General features: G+C 65.2%; 16 protein-coding genes. 9 read left to right on the top strand and 7 right to left on the bottom strand.

The genetic code is table 11. The features are described from left to right. Positions 1 to 2: 2 nt before the first annotated feature. The 6 genes from DN388_RS05485 to DN388_RS05460 form a co-directional block, all read right to left on the bottom strand. Positions 3 to 1,439, bottom strand: coding sequence for a DUF6384 family protein (locus tag DN388_RS05485; protein WP_052504209.1), 1,437 nt, complete (start codon positions 1,437 to 1,439; stop codon positions 3 to 5). Continuing rightward, positions 1,439 to 2,578 (bottom strand): hypothetical protein, encoded by a 1,140-nt coding sequence (locus tag DN388_RS05480; RefSeq protein ID WP_043860401.1) that lies wholly within the window; start codon positions 2,576 to 2,578, stop codon positions 1,439 to 1,441. Before DN388_RS05480 ends, DN388_RS05485 begins: the two co-directional genes overlap by 1 nt. Before the next feature lie 146 nt (positions 2,579 to 2,724). Further along, positions 2,725 to 4,398 carry a 2-isopropylmalate synthase gene (gene leuA, locus DN388_RS05475; RefSeq protein WP_043860402.1) on the bottom strand — a complete coding sequence of 558 codons (1,674 nt, stop codon included), beginning with the start codon at positions 4,396 to 4,398 and terminating at the stop codon, positions 2,725 to 2,727. Positions 4,399 to 4,707: 309 nt separating this feature from the next. After that, positions 4,708 to 5,532: a M23 family metallopeptidase gene (locus DN388_RS05470; RefSeq protein WP_104571854.1), complete on the bottom strand. Its 825-nt coding sequence runs from the start codon at positions 5,530 to 5,532 to the stop codon at positions 4,708 to 4,710. Positions 5,533 to 5,535: 3 nt separating this feature from the next. Further along, entirely contained in the window at positions 5,536 to 6,915 is a 1,380-nt protein-coding gene (gene xseA, locus DN388_RS05465; protein ID WP_123753032.1) for an exodeoxyribonuclease VII large subunit, read from the bottom strand. 113 nt (positions 6,916 to 7,028) lie between these two features. Continuing rightward, on the bottom strand, positions 7,029 to 7,910 hold the full coding sequence (locus DN388_RS05460) for a LysR family transcriptional regulator (RefSeq protein ID WP_058541449.1): 882 nt from the start codon (positions 7,908 to 7,910) through the stop codon (positions 7,029 to 7,031). 124 nt (positions 7,911 to 8,034) lie between these two features. Between DN388_RS05460 and DN388_RS05455 the strand changes: the two genes are divergently transcribed. From DN388_RS05455 to DN388_RS05435, 5 genes are all read left to right on the top strand, one after another. After that, the gene (locus DN388_RS05455) at positions 8,035 to 8,805 is read left to right on the top strand and encodes a sulfite exporter TauE/SafE family protein (RefSeq protein ID WP_043860657.1); all 771 of its coding nucleotides are present in this window, start codon (positions 8,035 to 8,037) and stop codon (positions 8,803 to 8,805) included. Positions 8,806 to 8,822: 17 nt separating this feature from the next. Beyond that, positions 8,823 to 9,380 carry a hypothetical protein gene (locus DN388_RS05450; protein WP_054915068.1) on the top strand — a complete coding sequence of 186 codons (558 nt, stop codon included), beginning with the start codon at positions 8,823 to 8,825 and terminating at the stop codon, positions 9,378 to 9,380. 84 nt (positions 9,381 to 9,464) lie between these two features. Beyond that, a complete protein-coding gene (gene guaB, locus DN388_RS05445) occupies positions 9,465 to 10,934 on the top strand; it encodes an IMP dehydrogenase (RefSeq protein WP_043860652.1) in 1,470 nt (489 codons plus the stop codon). Between the two features lie 79 nt (positions 10,935 to 11,013). After that, positions 11,014 to 12,591, top strand: coding sequence for a glutamine-hydrolyzing GMP synthase (gene guaA / locus DN388_RS05440; protein WP_043860651.1), 1,578 nt, complete (start codon positions 11,014 to 11,016; stop codon positions 12,589 to 12,591). Between the two features lie 99 nt (positions 12,592 to 12,690). Continuing rightward, positions 12,691 to 13,044: a helix-turn-helix domain-containing protein gene (locus tag DN388_RS05435; RefSeq protein WP_043860650.1), complete on the top strand. Its 354-nt coding sequence runs from the start codon at positions 12,691 to 12,693 to the stop codon at positions 13,042 to 13,044. A gap of 2 nt (positions 13,045 to 13,046) precedes the next feature. Here the strand turns inward: DN388_RS05435 and DN388_RS05430 are convergent, their stop codons facing one another. After that, entirely contained in the window at positions 13,047 to 13,595 is a 549-nt protein-coding gene (locus tag DN388_RS05430; RefSeq protein WP_104571851.1) for an NAD(P)H-dependent oxidoreductase, read from the bottom strand. 198 nt (positions 13,596 to 13,793) lie between these two features. On the opposite strand from DN388_RS05430, the gene DN388_RS05425 reads away from it, so the two are divergent. From DN388_RS05425 to DN388_RS05410, 4 genes are all read left to right on the top strand, one after another. Next, a complete protein-coding gene (locus DN388_RS05425; RefSeq protein ID WP_058541552.1) occupies positions 13,794 to 14,708 on the top strand; it encodes a LysR family transcriptional regulator in 915 nt (304 codons plus the stop codon). 34 nt (positions 14,709 to 14,742) lie between these two features. Next, on the top strand, positions 14,743 to 16,200 hold the full coding sequence (locus tag DN388_RS05420; protein WP_043860648.1) for a gamma-aminobutyraldehyde dehydrogenase: 1,458 nt from the start codon (positions 14,743 to 14,745) through the stop codon (positions 16,198 to 16,200). Between the two features lie 269 nt (positions 16,201 to 16,469). Continuing rightward, positions 16,470 to 17,627 carry an iron-containing alcohol dehydrogenase gene (locus DN388_RS05415; protein ID WP_043860647.1) on the top strand — a complete coding sequence of 386 codons (1,158 nt, stop codon included), beginning with the start codon at positions 16,470 to 16,472 and terminating at the stop codon, positions 17,625 to 17,627. 10 nt (positions 17,628 to 17,637) lie between these two features. Beyond that, positions 17,638 to 18,969 (top strand): APC family permease, encoded by a 1,332-nt coding sequence (locus DN388_RS05410; protein WP_043860646.1) that lies wholly within the window; start codon positions 17,638 to 17,640, stop codon positions 18,967 to 18,969. Positions 18,970 to 18,982: the final 13 nt, after the last annotated feature.

Below are 18,982 nucleotides of genomic sequence, written 5' to 3'. Positions count from 1 at the left end.
CATCACCAGTCCAGGATCATGTCGGGTTTGGCGACACGTTGGTTGAATTTCAGGCTCAGCATGTTGGCAGGCTTGCTGCCCATGGCGAGGTCGTCGATGTGGCCGTCGCTGAGTTTGTCTTCCTTGACCTTGAGGTACTCGGCCTGGCTGACCCGCACACCAAAGTAGGACGCCCAGCGCGATTCGCCGGTTTCCGAACTGGTGACCGGCACGCTGATCGGGTTGCCGGCGGCGTCCACGGCCTCGACCACCAGGTACCAGCTCTTGCCCTGCAGGGAGTCACCGCCCTGGTTGCACAGCGCCTGGTCATAGCAGCGCTCGACCCCCGACTTGACGCCGTAGCGGTCCACCACCCGCAGCTCCAGTGCCTGACGGGCGAACACCAGCAGGCTGTCAAGCGTCGACAGGTGGTCGCTGGCCTGGCGTGCCTGCAGGGCGTCGATGGCCTTGTCGACCTGGGCGGCCTGGGCACGCACCACCCGCAGGTCGTTCGGCGGCAGGCGCAGGGCGGGCAACTGCTGCTCGATTTCGTCCAGGCGCCGGATCAGCGGCTGGACTTGCTGAATGCGATCGAGCTGGCTTTCGAGCTCACCGACTTCACGGTCGACCACCTCGATGCCCTGGGTGTCGGCGTTGCCGATGGCCTGGTCGGCCACCCGGGCCTGCTGCGCCATCACCCCGAAACGCTTGGCGCCTGCGGTGAACGCCGGGTTGTGCAGTACGGCCTGCAGGCGGCTGCGGGCATCGATAATGGCCTGGACGTCGTTCAGGCCCTTGTCGGCCTGCCTCAGTTGCGCGCGCGCCGACTGGGTGTTGCGTTCGTAGGTATCGAGGTCCTGCTGCACGCTGTCGCGGTTGTCGCTGTCGATCAGTTGCGGCCACGGTCGGTGCGTCAGCAGTGTCTGAACCTGCGTCAGCCGCTCGGCAAGCGGCCCCAGCAGGCGCGTGGCCGCGGGCTCGGGCTGTTGCGCGACGGCTTGCTGCAACGCATCGAGGCGCGACTGGTGCTGCGCAAGGTCGGCGCTCAGATCGCTGCTGCGATACTCGGCCGTACGGACGTTGTCCTGCACCTTGGAGGTCTTGGCGGTGTCGTTCACCACCCGGGTGCACTGTACGGCCAGCAGCGCGACGACGATCAGTTGCAGGATGCGCATGAGCTTCCTGCGGTTGAGCAGCAGGCGCGTGGTCAGGCGTTGCAGTGCGGTCTGTTCGGGCGCCTCGAAGGCCAGGCGCCGGGCGAAGAACGCCCGCACACCCTGTTCGATCAGTGCATCGTCATAGGCGATGCCCTGGGCCTGGTAGTAGGTGCGGATACGCTCGGCGACTTCAGCGCGGCGCTGCGGCAGGTTCAGGTGCTCCTGCACCTGCATCTGCTGATGGCGCAGCTGGTCGACCACCGCCATCGCGCCCAGCTGTTCGGACAGAGGAACACTGCTCATCAGGCGGCCTTGGTCAGCAGGGCGGCGAACTTGCGCTTGGCCTCTTCGACAGCTTCGGCGATATCCCGGGCGGCGTTGCTCGACTCTGCGCGGTAGGTGTCGGCCATCTGCTTCATGTCGGTCTGGAACGACAGCGTGGCGTCAGCCAGGGCGCGCACCGAGTCGACCTTGATGGTCGAGCCGTAGCTGGCCTTGACCGCGGCTTCGAGCTGCTGGTTGCCGGTGCTGCCCAGCGACTCCAGGCCCTGGCTGATGCCGTCGGTGGTGGCATTGAGGGTGTGGGTGGCTTCGGCCAGGCCGCTGTTGGCGGTGAACGACACGGCAAGCCCGGTGAGTACCACTTCGTTGGTGGAAAAGAACGACACCATGCGCTGGTATTGACGCTCCTTGATCACGTGCACCTGATTGATGCGTGCAAAGACCATTTCGGCGGTGTTGTAGCCGACCTTCAGGTCATCGGCGATGTCCTTGATGATCTGGTAGCGCTTGTCTTCGTCCTGCAGGGCGCGCACGGCTTCATCGCGGCCCAGTTCCAGCGCGGCGCGTGCGGCGGGCTCGGCGCTTTCGGCGTCGGCGACCCGGGCGTTGGCCTCGTTCAGGGCCAGGGTGCGCTGCTGCAGGGCCTCGCCAGCGATGGCCAGCACCTGCTGGGCTTCCACCTCGGCGGCTTTCATGGCCATGCGAAAGTCCATGTACGACTCCAGGATCACGCTCTCGCGGGCGATCTGGTCGTTGGCCGACTTGCACACCTTCAGGTAGTTTTCGCGGATATCGGCAAAGCGGCTGGGGATGGAGCCGCGACGCACGTTCATCCAGGTCAGCTTGATCTTTTCCATCGCGTCCAGGCGCCCGTCATCCATCCAGCCGGCCATGGCGGCGGCGTCCTCGCGGATGGAGGTGAAGCTCTGCGTGATGTCCATGAAGCGCGTGGAGATGTCCATGCCTTCGATCTGCTCGCGCACCATGCTGTTGAAGCTGGTGGCCTGCTGCAACACGGTGGCGATGGAGGTGACCTTGGTGGTGTCGTAGTGGGCCACGCGGTCCAGCAGTACCAGAACCGGGGCATCCTGAACGGGCTGGATGAAGTTGATGCCGATGGTGCGCAGGCTGGTGAGTGCCCGTTCCAGGTAGTGGCTCATTGAGTGTCCTTACAGGTGTGGCAAAAATAATGAGGCCGGCAGTATACCGAGCACGCCAGCGCCCCGCAGGCTTTCGCACAACCAAAAAAAATGCCCGTCTCCGTATCAGAGGCGGGCATTGCATGCAGCAGCGTGTCAGTTGGCGTTTACGCCGCCTTAGCAGCCTGCTGGCTCAGCGAGCGGTTCAGTGCGCTGAACAGCGCCTTGAAGCTGGCGGTGGTGATGTTTTCATCGATACCCACGCCGTGCACCGGACGACCACCAGCCACGCGCAGTTCGATGTAGGCCGCCGCCTTGGCGTGGGTACCGGCACCGATGGCGTGCTCGTTGTAGTCCATGATTTCCACGGCTACCGGCAGGCCGGCCACCAGGGCCTCGAGGGCGCCGTTGCCCTTGCCACGCCAGTGCAGGGTGGTTTCGCCTTCACCGGCCACTTCCACTTCCACGGCGCTGTGGCCGTTCTCTTCCTGCAGGCGATGGCTGACCAGCGCGTACGGGGCGTTGGCTTGCAGGTACTCGCTCTGCAACAGCTTGTAGATCTGCTGGGCGGTCATTTCCAGGCCCAGGCGGTCGGTCTCGCCCTGTACCACCTGGCTGAACTCGATCTGCATGCGACGCGGCAGGCTGATGCCGTATTCCTGTTCGAGCAGGTAGGTGATGCCACCCTTGCCCGACTGGCTGTTGACGCGGATCACCGCCTCGTAGCTGCGGCCGATGTCGGCCGGGTCGATCGGCAGGTACGGTACTTCCCACAGGGTGTCTTCTTTCTGCTGGGTGAAGCCCTTGCGGATCGCATCCTGGTGCGAGCCGGAGAACGCGGTGTGCACCAGGTCGCCTACATACGGGTGACGCGGGTGCACCGGGATCTGGTTGCACTCTTCGACCACCTTGCGCACGCCGTCGATGTCGGAGAAGTCCAGCTCCGGGTCCACGCCCTGGGTGTAGAGGTTCAGGGCCAGGGTCACCAGGTCGACGTTGCCGGTACGCTCGCCGTTGCCGAACAGGCAGCCTTCGACACGGTCGGCGCCGGCCATCAGGCCCAGCTCGGTGGCAGCCACGCCAGTGCCACGGTCGTTGTGGGTGTGCAGGCTGATGATCACGCTGTCACGGCGCGACACGTTGCGCCCGAACCACTCGATCTGGTCGGCATAGATGTTCGGGGTGGAAACTTCCACGGTGGCTGGCAGGTTGAGGATCACCTTGTGTTCGGGGGTCGGGTTCCACACCTCGATCACCGCGTCGCAGACTTCCTTGGCGAACTCCAGTTCGGTAGCGCTGAAGGTCTCTGGCGAGTACTGGAACGTCCAGTGGGTTTCCGGCTGCTGGGCGGCGTACTTGACGAACAGCTTGGCCGCGTTCACCGCGATGTCCTTGACGCCCTGCTTGTCCTGGTTGAAGACAATGCGGCGGAATGCCGGGCAGGTGGCGTTGTACAGGTGCACGATGGCCTTCTTGGCCCCGCGCAGCGATTCGAAGGTACGTGCGATCAGGTCTTCACGGGCCTGGGTCAGCACCTGGATGGTGGTGTCGTCCGGGATGTGGCCGTCTTCGATCAGGGTGCGCACGAAGTCGAAGTCGGTTTGCGAGGCCGATGGAAAGGAGGCCTCGATTTCTTTCACGCCCACGCTGACCAGGGTCTTCCAGAAGCGCAGCTTCTTGACCGCATCCATCGGCTCGATCAGCGACTGGTTGCCGTCGCGAAGGTCCGAGCTGCACCAGATCGGCGCGGCCGTGATGGTCTTCGAGGGCCAGGTGCGGTCAGGCAGGTTTACCTGAGCGAAGGCACGGTATTTTTTCGAAGGGTCTTTGAGCATGGTCATGAAGGCAATCCTTATTGTGCGGCCTTGAAAGGGGCCCGCCGAACGTACAAGTGATGAATGGGCGAGGCGACGCGATTCAGCTTGGTAGTCGGGCACTGACCAGGCAAAGGCTGCGATGTTGGCGAAGCAGGATGAGGGTGTGCGTGGTTTTCATGGGTCAACCCTAACCAGTGGGGTGAACGATGGCAAGCACTGCAAAAAAATTGAGAGGAATGCTTAAAAACTGAAGATTGTCGTGATTTTATAGCGCCGACCAATCAAAAAGACCGCGCCAGTTGCGCGGTCTTTTTGATTGGCGCAAGACGCTGATCAGGGCTGGAAGGCCCCGATGAAGATCGCCGGATCGACCCGTGCGTCGTTCAGGCTGACGTTCCAGTGCATGTGCGGCCCGGTGGCGCGGCCGGTGGAGCCCACCCGTCCGACGATGGCGCCACGGCTCAGTTGCTGGCCGGGTTTCACGTCGATCTTCGACATATGGCAGAACATGCTGATGAAGCCCTGGCCGTGGTCGACGAACACGGTGTTGCCGTTGAAGAAGTAGTTGCCGATCAGGATCACCTTGCCGTTGGCCGGGGTCTTGATCGGGGTGCCGGCGGGCACGGCGAAGTCCAGGCCGGCATGCGGGTTGCGTTCCTCGCCGTTGAAGAAGCGGCGCACGCCGAACTTGCTCGACAGCGGGCCGTTGACCGGCTTGTCGAGGAGCAGGTTGCTCGGCAGGTTGGGGCTGAAGCTGCGGTAGGCCTTGAGCTGCTCGGCCAGCTCGGCGTCGATGCGCTTGAGGTCGGCCGGGTTGGGGTTGACCTGGCGCTGGTTCTTAAGGGTGATGCGCTGCTCGGGGTACTTCTTGCTGGCGACCGTGAAGCTCAGGGTGCGCTCGCCCTGGGTCAGGCTGGCGGTGCCGGGCTTCTGGGTCAGCGGCAGGCCGACAATGGCCAGCCAGGTGTCCTGCTCGCGTACCACCAGCACCGGCTTGCCGTCGAAGCGTGCCTGAGGGGCCTGGGCGGCGGGGCCGAGGTCGACCACCGCGACGCCGCCGGGCACCGGCTTGTTCAACTGGCGGGTGATGTAGCTGGCCTGGGCGGTGCCGGCGAAGGCCAGGCAGAGGGCGAGCAGCGGGGCAAACAGTCGGGGCATGAGTCAGTCCAGTAGAGAGAGCGTGACCGGGGTCAGGTGGTTGTCTTCGACCCGCACCTGCAGCTCGCCTTCGCCCAGGCGGGCGGTCAGGCGCTGGCCGTTGCGGGTCTGCGCGGCGCTGCGGATGGCCTGGCCGCGCTCGTCGAGCAGGATGCTGTAGCCACGGCTGAGGGTGGCCAGCGGGCTGACCACCTGCAGTGTCTGCACCTGCACCTGCAGGTGCTGGCGGCGGGTGGCGAGGGTCTGGCGCATGGCTCGCGGCAGGCGCTCGGCGAGGTTGTCCAGGCGTTGCTTGAGCAGCGCCAGGGCACGCCCGGGGTGCTGCGCGGCCAAGCGGGTATCCAGGCGTGCCAGGCGTTCGCGGCGCTGGTTCAGGCGCTGCTCGAAGGCGCGGCGCAGGCGCATGTCCAGGTCGTCGAGGCGCTGGGCCTGCTGGCGCAGGCGTTCGCCGGGGTGGCGCAGACGCCGCGCCAGGCTGTCCAGGCGCAGCCGGTCATGGGCCAGGCGGTTCTGGATGCGCAGCAGCAGGCGGCGTTGCAGGCTTTCCAGGCGTCGGCCCAGGTCGCTGCTGTCGGGGGCCAGCAGTTCGGCGGCGGCCGAAGGGGTGGGGGCGCGCACGTCGGCGACGAAGTCGCTGATCGACACGTCGGTTTCATGCCCCACGGCGCTGACGATGGGCGTGACGCAGGCGGCGATGGCACGGGCCACGGCTTCTTCGTTGAAGCACCAGAGGTCTTCCAGCGAGCCGCCGCCACGGGCCAGGATCAGCGCGTCGAAGCCTTGCGCATCGGCGCGTTGCAGGGCCCGCACGATCTGGTTGATGGCTTCGCGGCCCTGCACGGCGGTGGGTATCAGGGTCAGCTCCACCTGCGGGGCGCGGCGGCGGAACACGCTGATGATGTCGCGGATCACCGCGCCGGTGGGCGAGCTGACGATGCCGATACGCTGCGGGTGGGCGGGCAGGGCGCGCTTGCGTTCACTGCTGAACAGGCCCTCGTTGCCGAGCTTTTCCTTGAGCGCGTCGAAGGCCAGGCGCAGGGCGCCGTCACCGGCCGGTTCGACGGTGTCGAGGATCAGCTGATAGTCGCCGCGCCCCTCGAACAGCGAGACCTTGCCACGCACCTTGACCGCCAGGCCGTCGCGCAATGCCTGGCGCACGCGGGCGGCGTTGTTGCGAAACAGTGCACAGCGCACCTGGGCGCCGCTGTCCTTGAGGGTGAAGTAGACGTGGCCGGAGGCGGGCCGGGCGAGGTTGGAGATTTCGCCCTCGACCCAGATGTTGCTGAACACGTCCTCGAGCAGCACGCGGGCGCGGCCGTTGAGCTGGCTGACGGTAAGGACCTCGCGGTCCAGGCCGAGTCTTTCGAAAGGGTCTCTGATCATGCGGGGCATCATAAAGGGAATCGTGCGGTCTTTGCAGTCCCGGCAGGTGGCGGCGCTGCTTGCCGGCTCCTACAGGTCATGCGCGGTCTCTTGCAGGAGCCGACGTTGCCGGCTCAGCCCTGCATGTGCTCCACAAACTGATGCACCAACGGCCCGGCATCGCGTCGATAGGCCAGCGCCACCGTACTCACGCACCCCGCGTCGGCCAGCGGCACGAAGCGCAGCGCCGCCGGCGCGATATCGCGCATGCACCGTGGCAGCAAGGCCACCCCGAACCCGGCCTGGATCAACTGCAACTGCGTGGTCTTGCGCGACACCACCCGCGCAGCCCGAGGGAAGAACCCTTCACGCATGCACAGCTCGGCCGACAGGTAGCTCAAGCCACCGCGCTGGCGGTGGGGGATGGAAATGAACGCCTCGTCGCGTAACTGCGCCAGGTACACGCTGGGCTCATCGGCCAGCGGGTGGTCTGCGGCCACCGCCAGCAGCAGCGGTTCGTCGAACAGCGGCTGCACGCACAGCCCTTCGTGCTGGCGCAGCACCGGCAGGCGCAGCAGGCCGAACTCCAGGCGACCTTCGGCCAGTTCCTCCAGTTGCGCCTCGGAAGATAGCTGCGCGATGTCCATCGACACGCCGGGGTTGTGCTGCAGGTAGCCCGTGAGCCGATCCAGCAGCGCGCCGGTCAGCGGCACCGTGCTCGAATGGCTCAGGCGCAGGCTGCCGCGCAGGCCCTGACCGATTTCGGTGGCCAGGCGGCAGGCCTTTTCCAGCTCGCCCAGCAGGTTGCGGGCCCGCGGCAGAAACGCCAGGCCCGCTGCGGTCAGGCGCGGCTGGCGGGCGGTGCGTTCGAACAGCGGGGTGGCCAGCTGACTCTCCAGCTCCTTTATCTGCCGGCTCAGCGCCGACTGCGCGACGAACAGGCGCTCGGCGGCGGCACTGAAACTGCCGGACTCGGCAATCTCGACGAAGTAGCGTAACTGTCGGGTGGAGATCATGAGGGATGCCTTTTCGAGATGGCTGATGGCGCAATTGCATATTAGTCGGCATGGCTGGCCAATGGCTAAAGTTCGTCTGAACGCTGCCTCACTCACGACTCAGGCATACACCATGCTCTCCACACTGCTCGACTCGCTCCCTTTCACTGCGCTCCAATGGCTGCCGATACTGCTTGGCATCGGCGTCGCCTACATCGTGTTCGGCATCGCCGGCTTCGGCACCGCACTGGTCGCCGGGCCGGTCCTGATCAACTTCATGCCGCTGTCGCGCATCATCCCGTTGCTGGTGCTGCTGGACTTCGTCGCTGCCTTCGGCAACTGGCTGCCGGCGCGCAAGGCCGTGGTGCGCGGCGAACTGCTGCGCCTGCTGCCGTGCATGGCCATCGGCTGCACCCTGGGCGTGGTGTTCCTGCTCAACCTCAAGTCCGACCTGCTGCTGTTGCTGATGGGCCTGTTCATCAGCGCCTATGCGCTCTACAGCCTGGCGGTGAAGGTCAAGCCGGCGCGCCTGAATGCCGGCTGGTCGGTGCCGATGGGTATCACCGGCGGCCTGTTCGGTGCGCTGTTCGGCAGCGGCGGCTTCCTCTATGCCATCTACCTCAATGCCCGGCTCGACGCCAAGGAGCAGGTGCGCGCGACCCAGAGCGCGCTGATCAGTTGCAGCACCGTGGTGCGCCTGAGCCTGTTCCTGATTGCCGGGGTATACGCCGACCTGCCGTTGCTGCTGCTTGCCCTGTGCCTGCTGCCGATGATGTTCGCCGGCCTGTGGGTGGGGCGCCGGCTGACCCTGAAGATGTCCCGAGAAACCTTCGTGCGGCTGGTCACCTGGCTGGTGCTGGCCAGCGGCATCGCGCTGATCGCGCGCTACCTGAGTGAGGTAAACTGGCACCTTTAACCTGTTCGGCCGCCTTCATGACATTCCAGAGCATCATCGTCCCCAAGATCTCCACCGTGCCGGTGCACGAGCCGCGCGCCCGCGCGATCCTGCGCTGGCTGGTACGCGAAAAGGTGATCGAGGAACAGCTCAGCACCTGCGGGCGCACCGGCAACCGCATGGGCTATGCCATCGCCGAGGGTGCGCGCAAGGTGGTCGAGCGGCCGCAGCTGCTACCGTACGGCCAGCCCGTCAATGGCCTGGAAGTCATCTACAAGCGCTGCATCTATACACCTACCGAAGGCTTTCTCGAAGAAGCCGGCTGCGCCGAGTGCCGCCGGGAAGTGGGGGTGGAACTGTTCGCCAGCCTGGAAGAGTGGATGCCCGGCATCAGCGACAACTTCACCTGCCCGCGCTGCGGCCATGAAGACGACATCAACGGCTTCCTTTACCTGCAGCCCTGTGCCTTTTCCAACCTGGGGTTCATCTTCAACAACTGGGGCGAGGCCGGTTTCAAGCCGTCTTTCATCGATGCCTTTGCCGACTGGCTCGACCAGCCGGTGGCAGTGGTGCAGGTAAAGCTGCAAGACAACTGACCGAAGGCCCATCTTTACATTGAGTCACACGGCGCGCATGAGTATAATGGCGCGCTTCCATTTTCCCGCCCGGGAGCCCCCGCGATGCTGCGTATCAGCCAAGAAGCCCTGACCTTCGACGACATTCTCCTAGTACCCGGTTACTCCGAGGTGCTACCTAACGAAGTCAGTCTCAAGACCCGTTTGACCCGTGGCATCGAGCTGAATATTCCACTGGTTTCCGCCGCCATGGACACCGTGACCGAAGCCCGTCTGGCCATTGCCATGGCCCAGGAAGGCGGCATCGGCATCATCCACAAGAACATGACCATCGAGCAGCAGGCTGCCGAAGTGCGCAAGGTCAAGAAGTTCGAGGCCGGCGTGGTCAAGGACCCGATCACCATCGAGGCCGACGCCACCGTACGCGACCTGTTCGAACTGACCCGCCTGCACAACATCTCCGGCGTGCCGGTGCTGCACAACGGCGACCTGGTCGGCATCGTCACCTCCCGTGACGTGCGCTTCGAAAACCGCCTCGACGCCACCGTGCGTGAAGTGATGACGCCCAAAGAGCGTCTGGTCACGGTCAGCGAAGGCGCCGACAAGAACGAGGCCCGCGAGCTGCTGCACAAGCACCGCATCGAGCGCGTACTGATCGTCGACGACAAGTTCGCCCTCAAGGGCATGATGACCGTCAACGACATCGAGAAAGCCAAGGCCTACCCGCTCGCCAGCAAGGACGACCAGGGTCGCCTGCGCGTCGGTGCTGCAGTGGGTACCGGCAAGGACACCGGCGACCGCGTGACCGCACTGGTTGCTGCCGGCGTCGACGTGGTGGTGGTCGACACCGCCCACGGCCACTCCAAGGGCGTTATCGACCGCGTGCGCTGGGTCAAGCAGAACTTCCCCGACGTGCAGGTGATCGGCGGCAACATCGCCACCGGCGCAGCCGCCAAGGCCCTGGCCGAAGCCGGCGCCGACGCGGTCAAGGTCGGTATCGGCCCTGGCTCGATCTGCACCACCCGTATCGTCGCTGGCGTCGGCGTGCCGCAGATCAGCGCCATCGCCAATGTGGCTGCCGCGCTGGAAGGCACCGGCGTACCGCTGATCGCCGACGGTGGCATCCGCTTCTCCGGTGACCTGTCCAAGGCCATCGTCGCCGGCGCCAGCGCCGTGATGATGGGTTCGATGTTCGCCGGTACCGAAGAGGCCCCGGGCGAGATCGAGCTGTTCCAGGGTCGTTCCTACAAGGCCTACCGCGGCATGGGTTCGCTGGGTGCGATGTCCCAGGCCCAGGGTTCCTCGGACCGCTACTTCCAGGACTCCTCGGCCGGTGCCGAGAAGCTGGTACCGGAAGGTATCGAAGGCCGCGTGCCGTACAAGGGCACCCTGACCGCGATCATCCACCAGCTGATGGGCGGCCTGCGTTCCTCGATGGGTTACACCGGCAGCGCCAACATCGAAGAAATGCGTACCAAGCCCGAGTTCGTGCGCATCACCGGTGCCGGCATGGCCGAGTCCCACGTGCATGACGTGCAGATCACCAAGGAAGCGCCAAACTACCGCGTAGGTTGATGCTCCTGGCAATACCTGTAAGCGGGGCTGTTCACGACAGCCCCGCGTCGTTTCCGATTACCACTGACGAGATTGAGTCATGGCCCTCGACATTCACGCTCACCGTATCCTGATCCTCGACTTCGGTTCCCAGTACACCCAGCTGATCGCCCGCCGCGTGCGCGAAATCGGCGTGTACTGCGAACTGCACCCGTTCGACATGGACGACGAGGCGATTCGCGAATTCGCCCCCCGCGGGATCATCCTCGCCGGCGGCCCCGAGTCGGTGCACGAAGCCGACAGCCCGCGCGCGCCACAGGCCGTATGGGACCTGGGCGTACCGGTATTCGGTATCTGCTACGGCATGCAGACCATGGCCGAGCAACTGGGCGGCAAGGTTGAAGGTTCCGAGCTGCGCGAGTTCGGCTACGCCCGTGTCGATGTGGTCGGCAAGAGCCGCCTGCTCGACGGCATCGAAGACCACGTCGACGCTGACGGCGTATTCGGCCTGGACGTGTGGATGAGCCACGGTGACAAGGTCACCCGCATCCCGGAAGACTTCCACATCCTGGCCAGCACCCCAAGCTGCCCGATCGCCGGCATGTTCAACGATGATCGCGGCTACTACGGCGTGCAGTTCCACCCGGAAGTGACCCACACCAAGCAGGGCGGTCGCATCCTGTCGCGCTTCATCCTCGACATCTGCGGCTGCGAAGCACTGTGGACCCCGTCGAAGATCGCCGAAGACGCAATCGCCCAGGTGCGCGCCCAGGTCGGCACCGACAACGTGCTGCTGGGCCTGTCCGGCGGCGTGGACTCCTCTGTGGTTGCGGCGCTGCTGCACAAGGCCATCGGTGACCAGCTGACCTGCGTGTTCGTCGACAACGGCCTGCTGCGCCTGCACGAAGGCGAGCAGGTGATGGCCATGTTCGCCGAGAACATGGGCGTCAAGGTGATCCGTGCCAACGCCGAGGACCAGTTCCTGAACAACCTGGCCGGCGAAGCGGACCCCGAGAAGAAGCGCAAGATCATTGGTCGCACTTTCATCGACGTGTTCGATGCCGAGTCGAACAAGCTGCACAACATCAAGTACCTGGCCCAGGGCACCATCTACCCCGACGTGATCGAGTCGGCCGGTGCCAAGAGCGGCAAGGCCCACGTGATCAAGTCGCACCACAACGTCGGTGGCCTGCCGGAGGAAATGAACCTCAAGCTGGTCGAGCCGCTGCGCGAACTGTTCAAGGACGAAGTCCGTCGTCTGGGCCTGGAGCTGGGCCTGCCGTACGACATGGTCTACCGTCACCCGTTCCCGGGCCCGGGCCTGGGTGTGCGCATCCTGGGTGAAGTGAAGAAGGAATACGCCGACCTGCTGCGTCGTGCCGACCACATCTTCATCGAAGAGCTGCGCAAGGCCGACTGGTACCACAAGGTCAGCCAGGCCTTCGTGGTATTCCAGCCGGTGAAATCGGTGGGCGTGGTCGGTGACGGCCGTCGTTACGCCTGGGTGGTGGCGCTGCGTGCGGTCGAGACCATCGACTTCATGACCGCGCGTTGGGCGCACCTGCCATACGAACTGCTGGAAACCGTCAGCGGCCGCATCATCAACGAGATCGAAGGCATCTCGCGCGTCACCTACGACGTATCGAGCAAGCCGCCTGCGACGATCGAGTGGGAATGATCGGGCGTCCGGCATCCGCCGGAACCCGCTAGCGACCTACAGCCGAAAGCCCGCGTAATTGCGGGCTTTTTGCTACGCGCCTTTTGTCAGGAGAAGTACATGGTCAACCGCGTGTTCAACTTTCCCATCGACGCTACCATCGAGGCCATCGGCGGGCGCTGGAAGTGCTCCATCCTGTGCCACCTGATGGAAGGCCCCAAGCGCACAGGCGAGCTGCTGCGCCTGATGCGCCCCTTGTCGTCGAAGGTGCTCACCGAGCAACTCAAGGAGTTGCAGGGCGATCTGCTGGTCGAGCGCGAAGCCTTCCCTGGCAAGGTGCCCAAGGTGCTGTATCGGGTGACCGAGCACGGCCGCACCTTGCAGCCGATCATCGATGCGATGTGCCAGTGGGGTGCCCTGCATTCAGGTAATGCGCTGGCCACCGAGACACCGCCGGCGCCCGCCGAAGGCTGAACTCAGGCTGCCTGGGCAAATTGGCGCAGGTAATCCAGGTAACCTTCGGCGTTGGCCTCCAGCTCCGCCGGGTCGATGGCGTACTCGGCACCATAGAACACCCACGGGCGTACCGGCAGTGCTTCGATGTAGCGGAGGGTGACTTCCAGCGGGCGCAGCAGTTCGTCCAGGCTGTAGCTGTAACGCCCGCCGGCCCTGTAATCGTCTTGCCTGATGCCGGCAGAAATCGCCATGCCAACACGTTTGCCCGCCAGCTGGCGCTGCCCTTCGCCGTGGCCGTAGGCAAAGTCGTGGGTGAGCACTTCGTCCTGCCATTGCTTGAGCAGCGGCGGGGTGCTGAACCAGTAGAACGGGAACTGCCACACGATGCTGTCATGGGCGCGAACCAGTGCCTGCTCGGCTTCCACGTCCAGCGCGCCGCCCAGGGGATACACCTCGTACAGGCGGTGCAGGGTGACGTTCATGTCGCTGGCTTCAAGGGCTTTCAACCAGGCCTGGTTGACCACGGATTTTTCCAGGTTGGGGTGGGCGAGAATGATCAGGGTGCGCATGGCTCGGGACTCCAGTGATTGAGGCGGGCAATCTAGGGCGGGCGCCAGATCCCCACAAGTACGCACCTTTTTGTAACCACCCGGGGCCGCCCACGCGGTTTGACGTTGAACCGCAGGCGCGGCGGTTTTCACCAAGCCATCGATAAAAAAGATATACACTCGCCTGCATCTATAAAAACAACGTACCGGGTAATGCCCATGATGACTCTGCGTCAGATCCGCCACTTCATTGCCGTGGCCGAGACCGGTTCGATCTCGGCTGCGGCCCAGGCGGTGTACATCTCCCAGTCCACCCTGACCCTGGCCATCCAGCAGCTGGAACAGGAAATCGGCGTGAGCCTGTTCAATCGCCACGCCAAGGGCATGCACCTGACCCACCAGGGCCATCAGTTCCTGCGCCAGGCGCACCTGATCCTGGCCACGGTGGACAACGCCAAGCGCAGCCTGCAGCAGAGCACCGACCAGGTCGCCGGCCAGCTGGTGGTGGGTGTGACCAGCCTGGTGGCGGGTTACTACCTGGCCGACCTGCTCACGCGCTTCCAGCGTGCCTACCCCAACGTCGAAATCCGCGTGATGGAAGACGAGCGACCGTACATCGAGCACCTGCTGGTCAGCGGCGAAATCGATGTGGGCGTGCTGATACTCTCCAACCTCGAAGACCGTCACGCCCTGCAATCGGAGGTGCTGACCCACTCGCCCTACCGGCTGTGGCTGCCGGCCCAGCACCCGTTGCTCGAACACGACAGCATCAACCTGGGCGACGTGGCCCGGGAGTCGCTGATCCAGCTGAACGTCGACGAGATGGACCACACCGCCCAGCGCCAGTGGGCGCAGGCCGGGCTGCAGCCGCGCATCACCCTGCGCACGGCCTCCACCGAGGCGGTGCGCAGCCTGGTGGCAGCGGGCCTGGGGGTGTCGATACAGCCTGACATGACCTACCGCCCGTGGTCGCTGGAAGGCGACATCATCGAGGCCCGCCCGATTGCCGACCTGACCCAGACCCTCGACGTGGGCCTGGCCTGGCGCCGCGGCACGGCGCGCCCGGCGCTGGTCGACCCGTTTCTGACGGTCGCCCGCGAGCAGCCCCACGGCGGGCGCAAGTCATCCCTTTAGCCGCATGGCCACACCACAAGAAGGAACCCTGCACATGCCAGTCGCGCAGACCCCGTTGTCCACCGCACTCCTGATCGATGGCGAACTAGTCGCAGGCGAGGGCGTCGTCGAGCCGATCCTCAACCCGGCCACCGGCCAGGTGCTGACCCCTATCGCCGAAGCCAGCGCCGAGCAGACCGAGGCCGCGATCCTGGCCGCCCACCGCGCGTTCGCCGGTTGGGCCCGCACCACGCCGCAGCAGCGCTCCAACCTGCTGCTGGAGATCGCCAGTACCATCGAGCAGCACGCCGACGCCTTCGCCCGGCTCGAAGCGCTGAACTGCGGCAAGCCGCTGCACCTGGCGCGCAAGGATGATCTGAGCGCCACCGTCGATGTGTTCCGCTTCTTCGCCGGCGCGGTGCGCTGCCAGACCGGTCAGCTCAGTGGCGAATACGTACCCGGCTACACCAGCATGGTGCGCCGCGACCCGATCGGGGTGGTGGCATCGATCGCGCCGTGGAACTACCCGATCATGATGGCCGCCTGGAAGATCGCGCCGGCCCTGGCCGCAGGCAACACCCTGGTGTTCAAGCCGTCCGAGCACACCCCGCTGTCGATCCTGGCCCTGGCGCCGGCGCTGGCGCGGATCCTGCCGCGCGGGGTGATCAACATCATCTGCGGCGGTGGCGAGAACGTCGGCGCTCACCTGGTCGGCCACCCCAAGGTCCGCATGGTCTCGCTGACCGGCGATATCGTCACCGGGCAGAAGATCCTCTCCACAGCGGCCAAAACCCTCAAGCGCACCCACCTGGAACTGGGCGGCAAGGCCCCGGTGATCGTCTGCGACGATGCCGACCTGCAGGCGGTGGTCGAGGGCGTGCGTGCCTATGGCTACTATAACGCCGGGCAGGACTGTACCTCGGCGTGCCGGGTCTACGCCCAGGCCGGTATCCACGACCGGCTGGTGGCCGAACTCGGGGCTGCGGTCAGCAGCATTCGCTATGCCGGCGCGCACGATGCCGACAACGAGATCGGCCCGCTGATCAGCACGCGCCAGCGCGACCGGGTGTCCAGCTTCGTCGAGCGCGCCCTCAGCCAGCCGCACGTGGAGTGCGTCACCGGTGCGGCGATGCATGCCGGGCCCGGGTTCTACTACCAGCCGACGCTGCTGGCAGGCTGCCGGCAAACCGACGAGATCGTCCAGCGCGAGGTGTTCGGCCCGGTCGTCACCGTGACCCGTTTCGACGAGCTGGCCCAGGCCGTGGACTGGGCCAACGACTCCGAGTATGGCCTGGCCTCGTCGGTGTGGACCCAGAACCTGGACAAGGCCATGCAGGTGGCGGCGCGCCTGCAGTACGGCTGCACCTGGATCAACAGCCATTTCATGCTGGTCAGCGAAATGCCCCACGGCGGGCTCAAGCGCTCGGGCTACGGCAAGGACCTGTCCAGCGACTCGCTGCAGGACTACAGCGTGGTGCGGCACATCATGGCGCGCCACGGGCAGCACCTGTAGGCCGCTACCCCCGGTGCACGGGGAGCATTCGATTTAATCGAATGCTCCCTTGAGTTTTTAGTAATTGTCGATCCGCTACCCGTGTCTTAGTGTCTGGCCCCATACCGGCCTGTGCCCACCGTGCAGCGCCTGGACAAGCGGTCCATCGGCTTCGGCGATCGGCTACCGCCACAACAATAACCAGACACCCACCGCCCAGGCGGCCCCTCTGACTCGTCTGCCATAACTACAACATTGCAAGTGCGCCCCAGTGCGAGAGGAACCTACCGATGCAATTCCAGTTTCTGTTACCTACCAAGATCGTCATGGAACCTGGCCTGCGCCAGCGTACCGGCGAGCACCTGACCGACCTGGGCCTGCGCCACGTGCTGCTGGTCACCGACCCGGGCGTGAAGAACGCCGGCCTGCTCGACAGCATCTATACCAGCCTGGACAAGGCCGGCGTGCGTTATGACGAGATCGTCGACGTCAAGCCCAACCCGCGCAGCGAAGACGTCAACCGCGCCGCCGAGCTGTATCGCGGCAAGGGCATCGACGGCGTGCTGGCAGTGGGTGGCGGCAGTGCGATGGACGCGGCCAAGGCGATCAGCGTACTGCTGACCCACGACGGCAAGGTCGAGGACTACGAAGGTGCCTTCACCCTCAAGGGCCCGGTGCTGCCAATCGTGGCGATCCCGACCACCGCAGGCACCGGCAGCGAGGTCACGTTCTTCTCGGTGATCACCGACACCCGCCGCCAGTTCAAGATGAGCATCCTGGACTACCGCATCGGCCCGGTTCTGGCGCTGCTCGACTCGGACATCACCGCCACGCTGCCGCCGCACATCGCCGCCGCCACCGGCATGGACGCGCTGACCCACGCCATCGAGGCCTACACCGGCAAGCCGGCCAACCCGATCAGCGACGGCCTGGCCCTGCATGCCATTCGCCTGATCGCGCAGTACCTCAAGCCCGCCGTGCAGGAGCCGGACAACCGCGAGGCCCGCGAACAGATGCTGATCGCCAGCCTGATTGCCGGCATGGCCTTCGGCAATGCCGACATCGCCAGCGTGCACTGCATCTCCGAAGCCATCGGCGGCATGTACGACACCCCGCACGGGGTGGGCAACGCGATCTTCCTGCCGTTCGTGTTCAGCCATAACCGCGACGCCGACCTGCGCCGCCATGCCGATGTCGCCTATGCCCTGGGCATCGACCCCAATCTTGGCGCCAGCGCTGCCGCCGAAGCGGGCGTGGAGCAGTTGTTCCGCATGAACCGCGAGCTGGGTATTCCGCGTTTCGCCGATGTGGCCGGGGTGCGCGAGGAGGACTTCCTGGCCATCGCAGAGAAGTCCAAGAGCAACATTTCCGATGCGAGCAACGCCAAGGAGATGTCAGTCGAGAGCTACCTCGACGTGATCCGCGCCGCCTACACCTACGCAGCCTGAGGCCCTAACCATGAGCGCATCGACTTCCTCCGCGCACCTGCGCCGGACCCTCGGGCCGGTGTCCGTGCTGTTGTTCGGCCTGGCCTTCATCGCCCCGCTGATCGTGTTCGGCACCTATGGCGTGATCGCCCAGGCCAGCCAGAACACCGTGGCGCTGTCCTATGTGGTGGCCTCCATCGGCGTGATCTTCACCGCCCTGAGCTACGGGCGCCTGGTGCGGATCTTCCCGGCGGCCGGTTCCGCCTACACCTACACCCGCAAGGTGTTCAACCCTGGCATCGGCTTCATGGTCGGCTGGGCCGCGCTGCTGGACTACTTCTTCATCCCGATGCTGATCTGGCTGCTGGGGGCCAGCTACCTGAGCCTGGCGTTCCCGGATGTACCGCAGTGGTGCTGGATCACCGGCTTCATCGTTTCCACCACCTTGCTCAACATCCTGGGCATCCAGGTCGCCAACCGCTTCAACATCATCCTGATGCTGATCCAGCTGACCATCATCGCGGTGTTCATCGCGCTGTGCTGGCACTACGTGTCGGCCATCAACGGCCCGGGCGGTCTGCTCTCGGTCAAGCCGTTCTTCAATGCCGACGTGCCGTTCTCGGCCACCATGGCCGGGGCCGCGATCGCCGCCTATTCGTTCCTGGGCTTCGACGCGCTGTCGACCCTGAGCGAAGAAACCGTCGAGCCCGAGCGCACCATCCCGCGTGCCATCCTGCTGGTGGCCCTGATCGGCGGCAGCCTGTACGTGGGCTCTTCGTACTTCATGTACCTGGCGCACCCGGCGGGCCTGTTCGAGAACATCGACGGCGCGGCCTTCGAAATCGCCAAGACCATCGGTGGCGACCTGTTCTTCGGCGTGGTGCTCACCGGCATCATCATTGCCCACTTCGCCGCCGGCCTGTCGTTCCAGGCCAGCGTGGGGCGTCTGCTGTATGCCCTGGGCCGCGACAACCAGCTGCCGCAGAAGCTGTTCGGCGTGCTGCACCCGCGCTACAGGACTCCGGTATTCAACATCGCCCTGTGCGGGGCCTTCGGTTTCGTCGGGTTCGGCCTGACCATCGCCACGGCTACTTCGCTGGTCAACTTCGGCGCCTTCCTGGCCTTCACCTCGGTCAACCTGTGCGCACTGAAACTGACCTTCGACCGCAGCATCGGCGACAAGGCCGGCGTGGTCCGCGGGGTGATCTTCCCCCTGGCCGGCGCCTTCACCTCGGGCTGGATGTTGATCAGCCTGGATGCCGACGCGCTGATTCTCGGCTGTTGCTGGGTGCTGCTGGGGCTGGTGTACCTGGCCTGGCGCACCCGGCTGTTCAGCACGGCAGTGCCTGAAGCCGCACTCTGAACCTGCGGGCGCC

The sequence above is a fragment of the Pseudomonas sp. S12(2018) genome, from assembly GCF_024355235.1.
Taxonomy (GTDB): Bacteria; Pseudomonadota; Gammaproteobacteria; order Pseudomonadales; family Pseudomonadaceae; genus Aquipseudomonas; species Aquipseudomonas palmensis.
The sequence above is the reverse complement of the archived record's forward strand: the minus strand, read 5'-3'. Positions and strand labels throughout refer to the sequence as shown.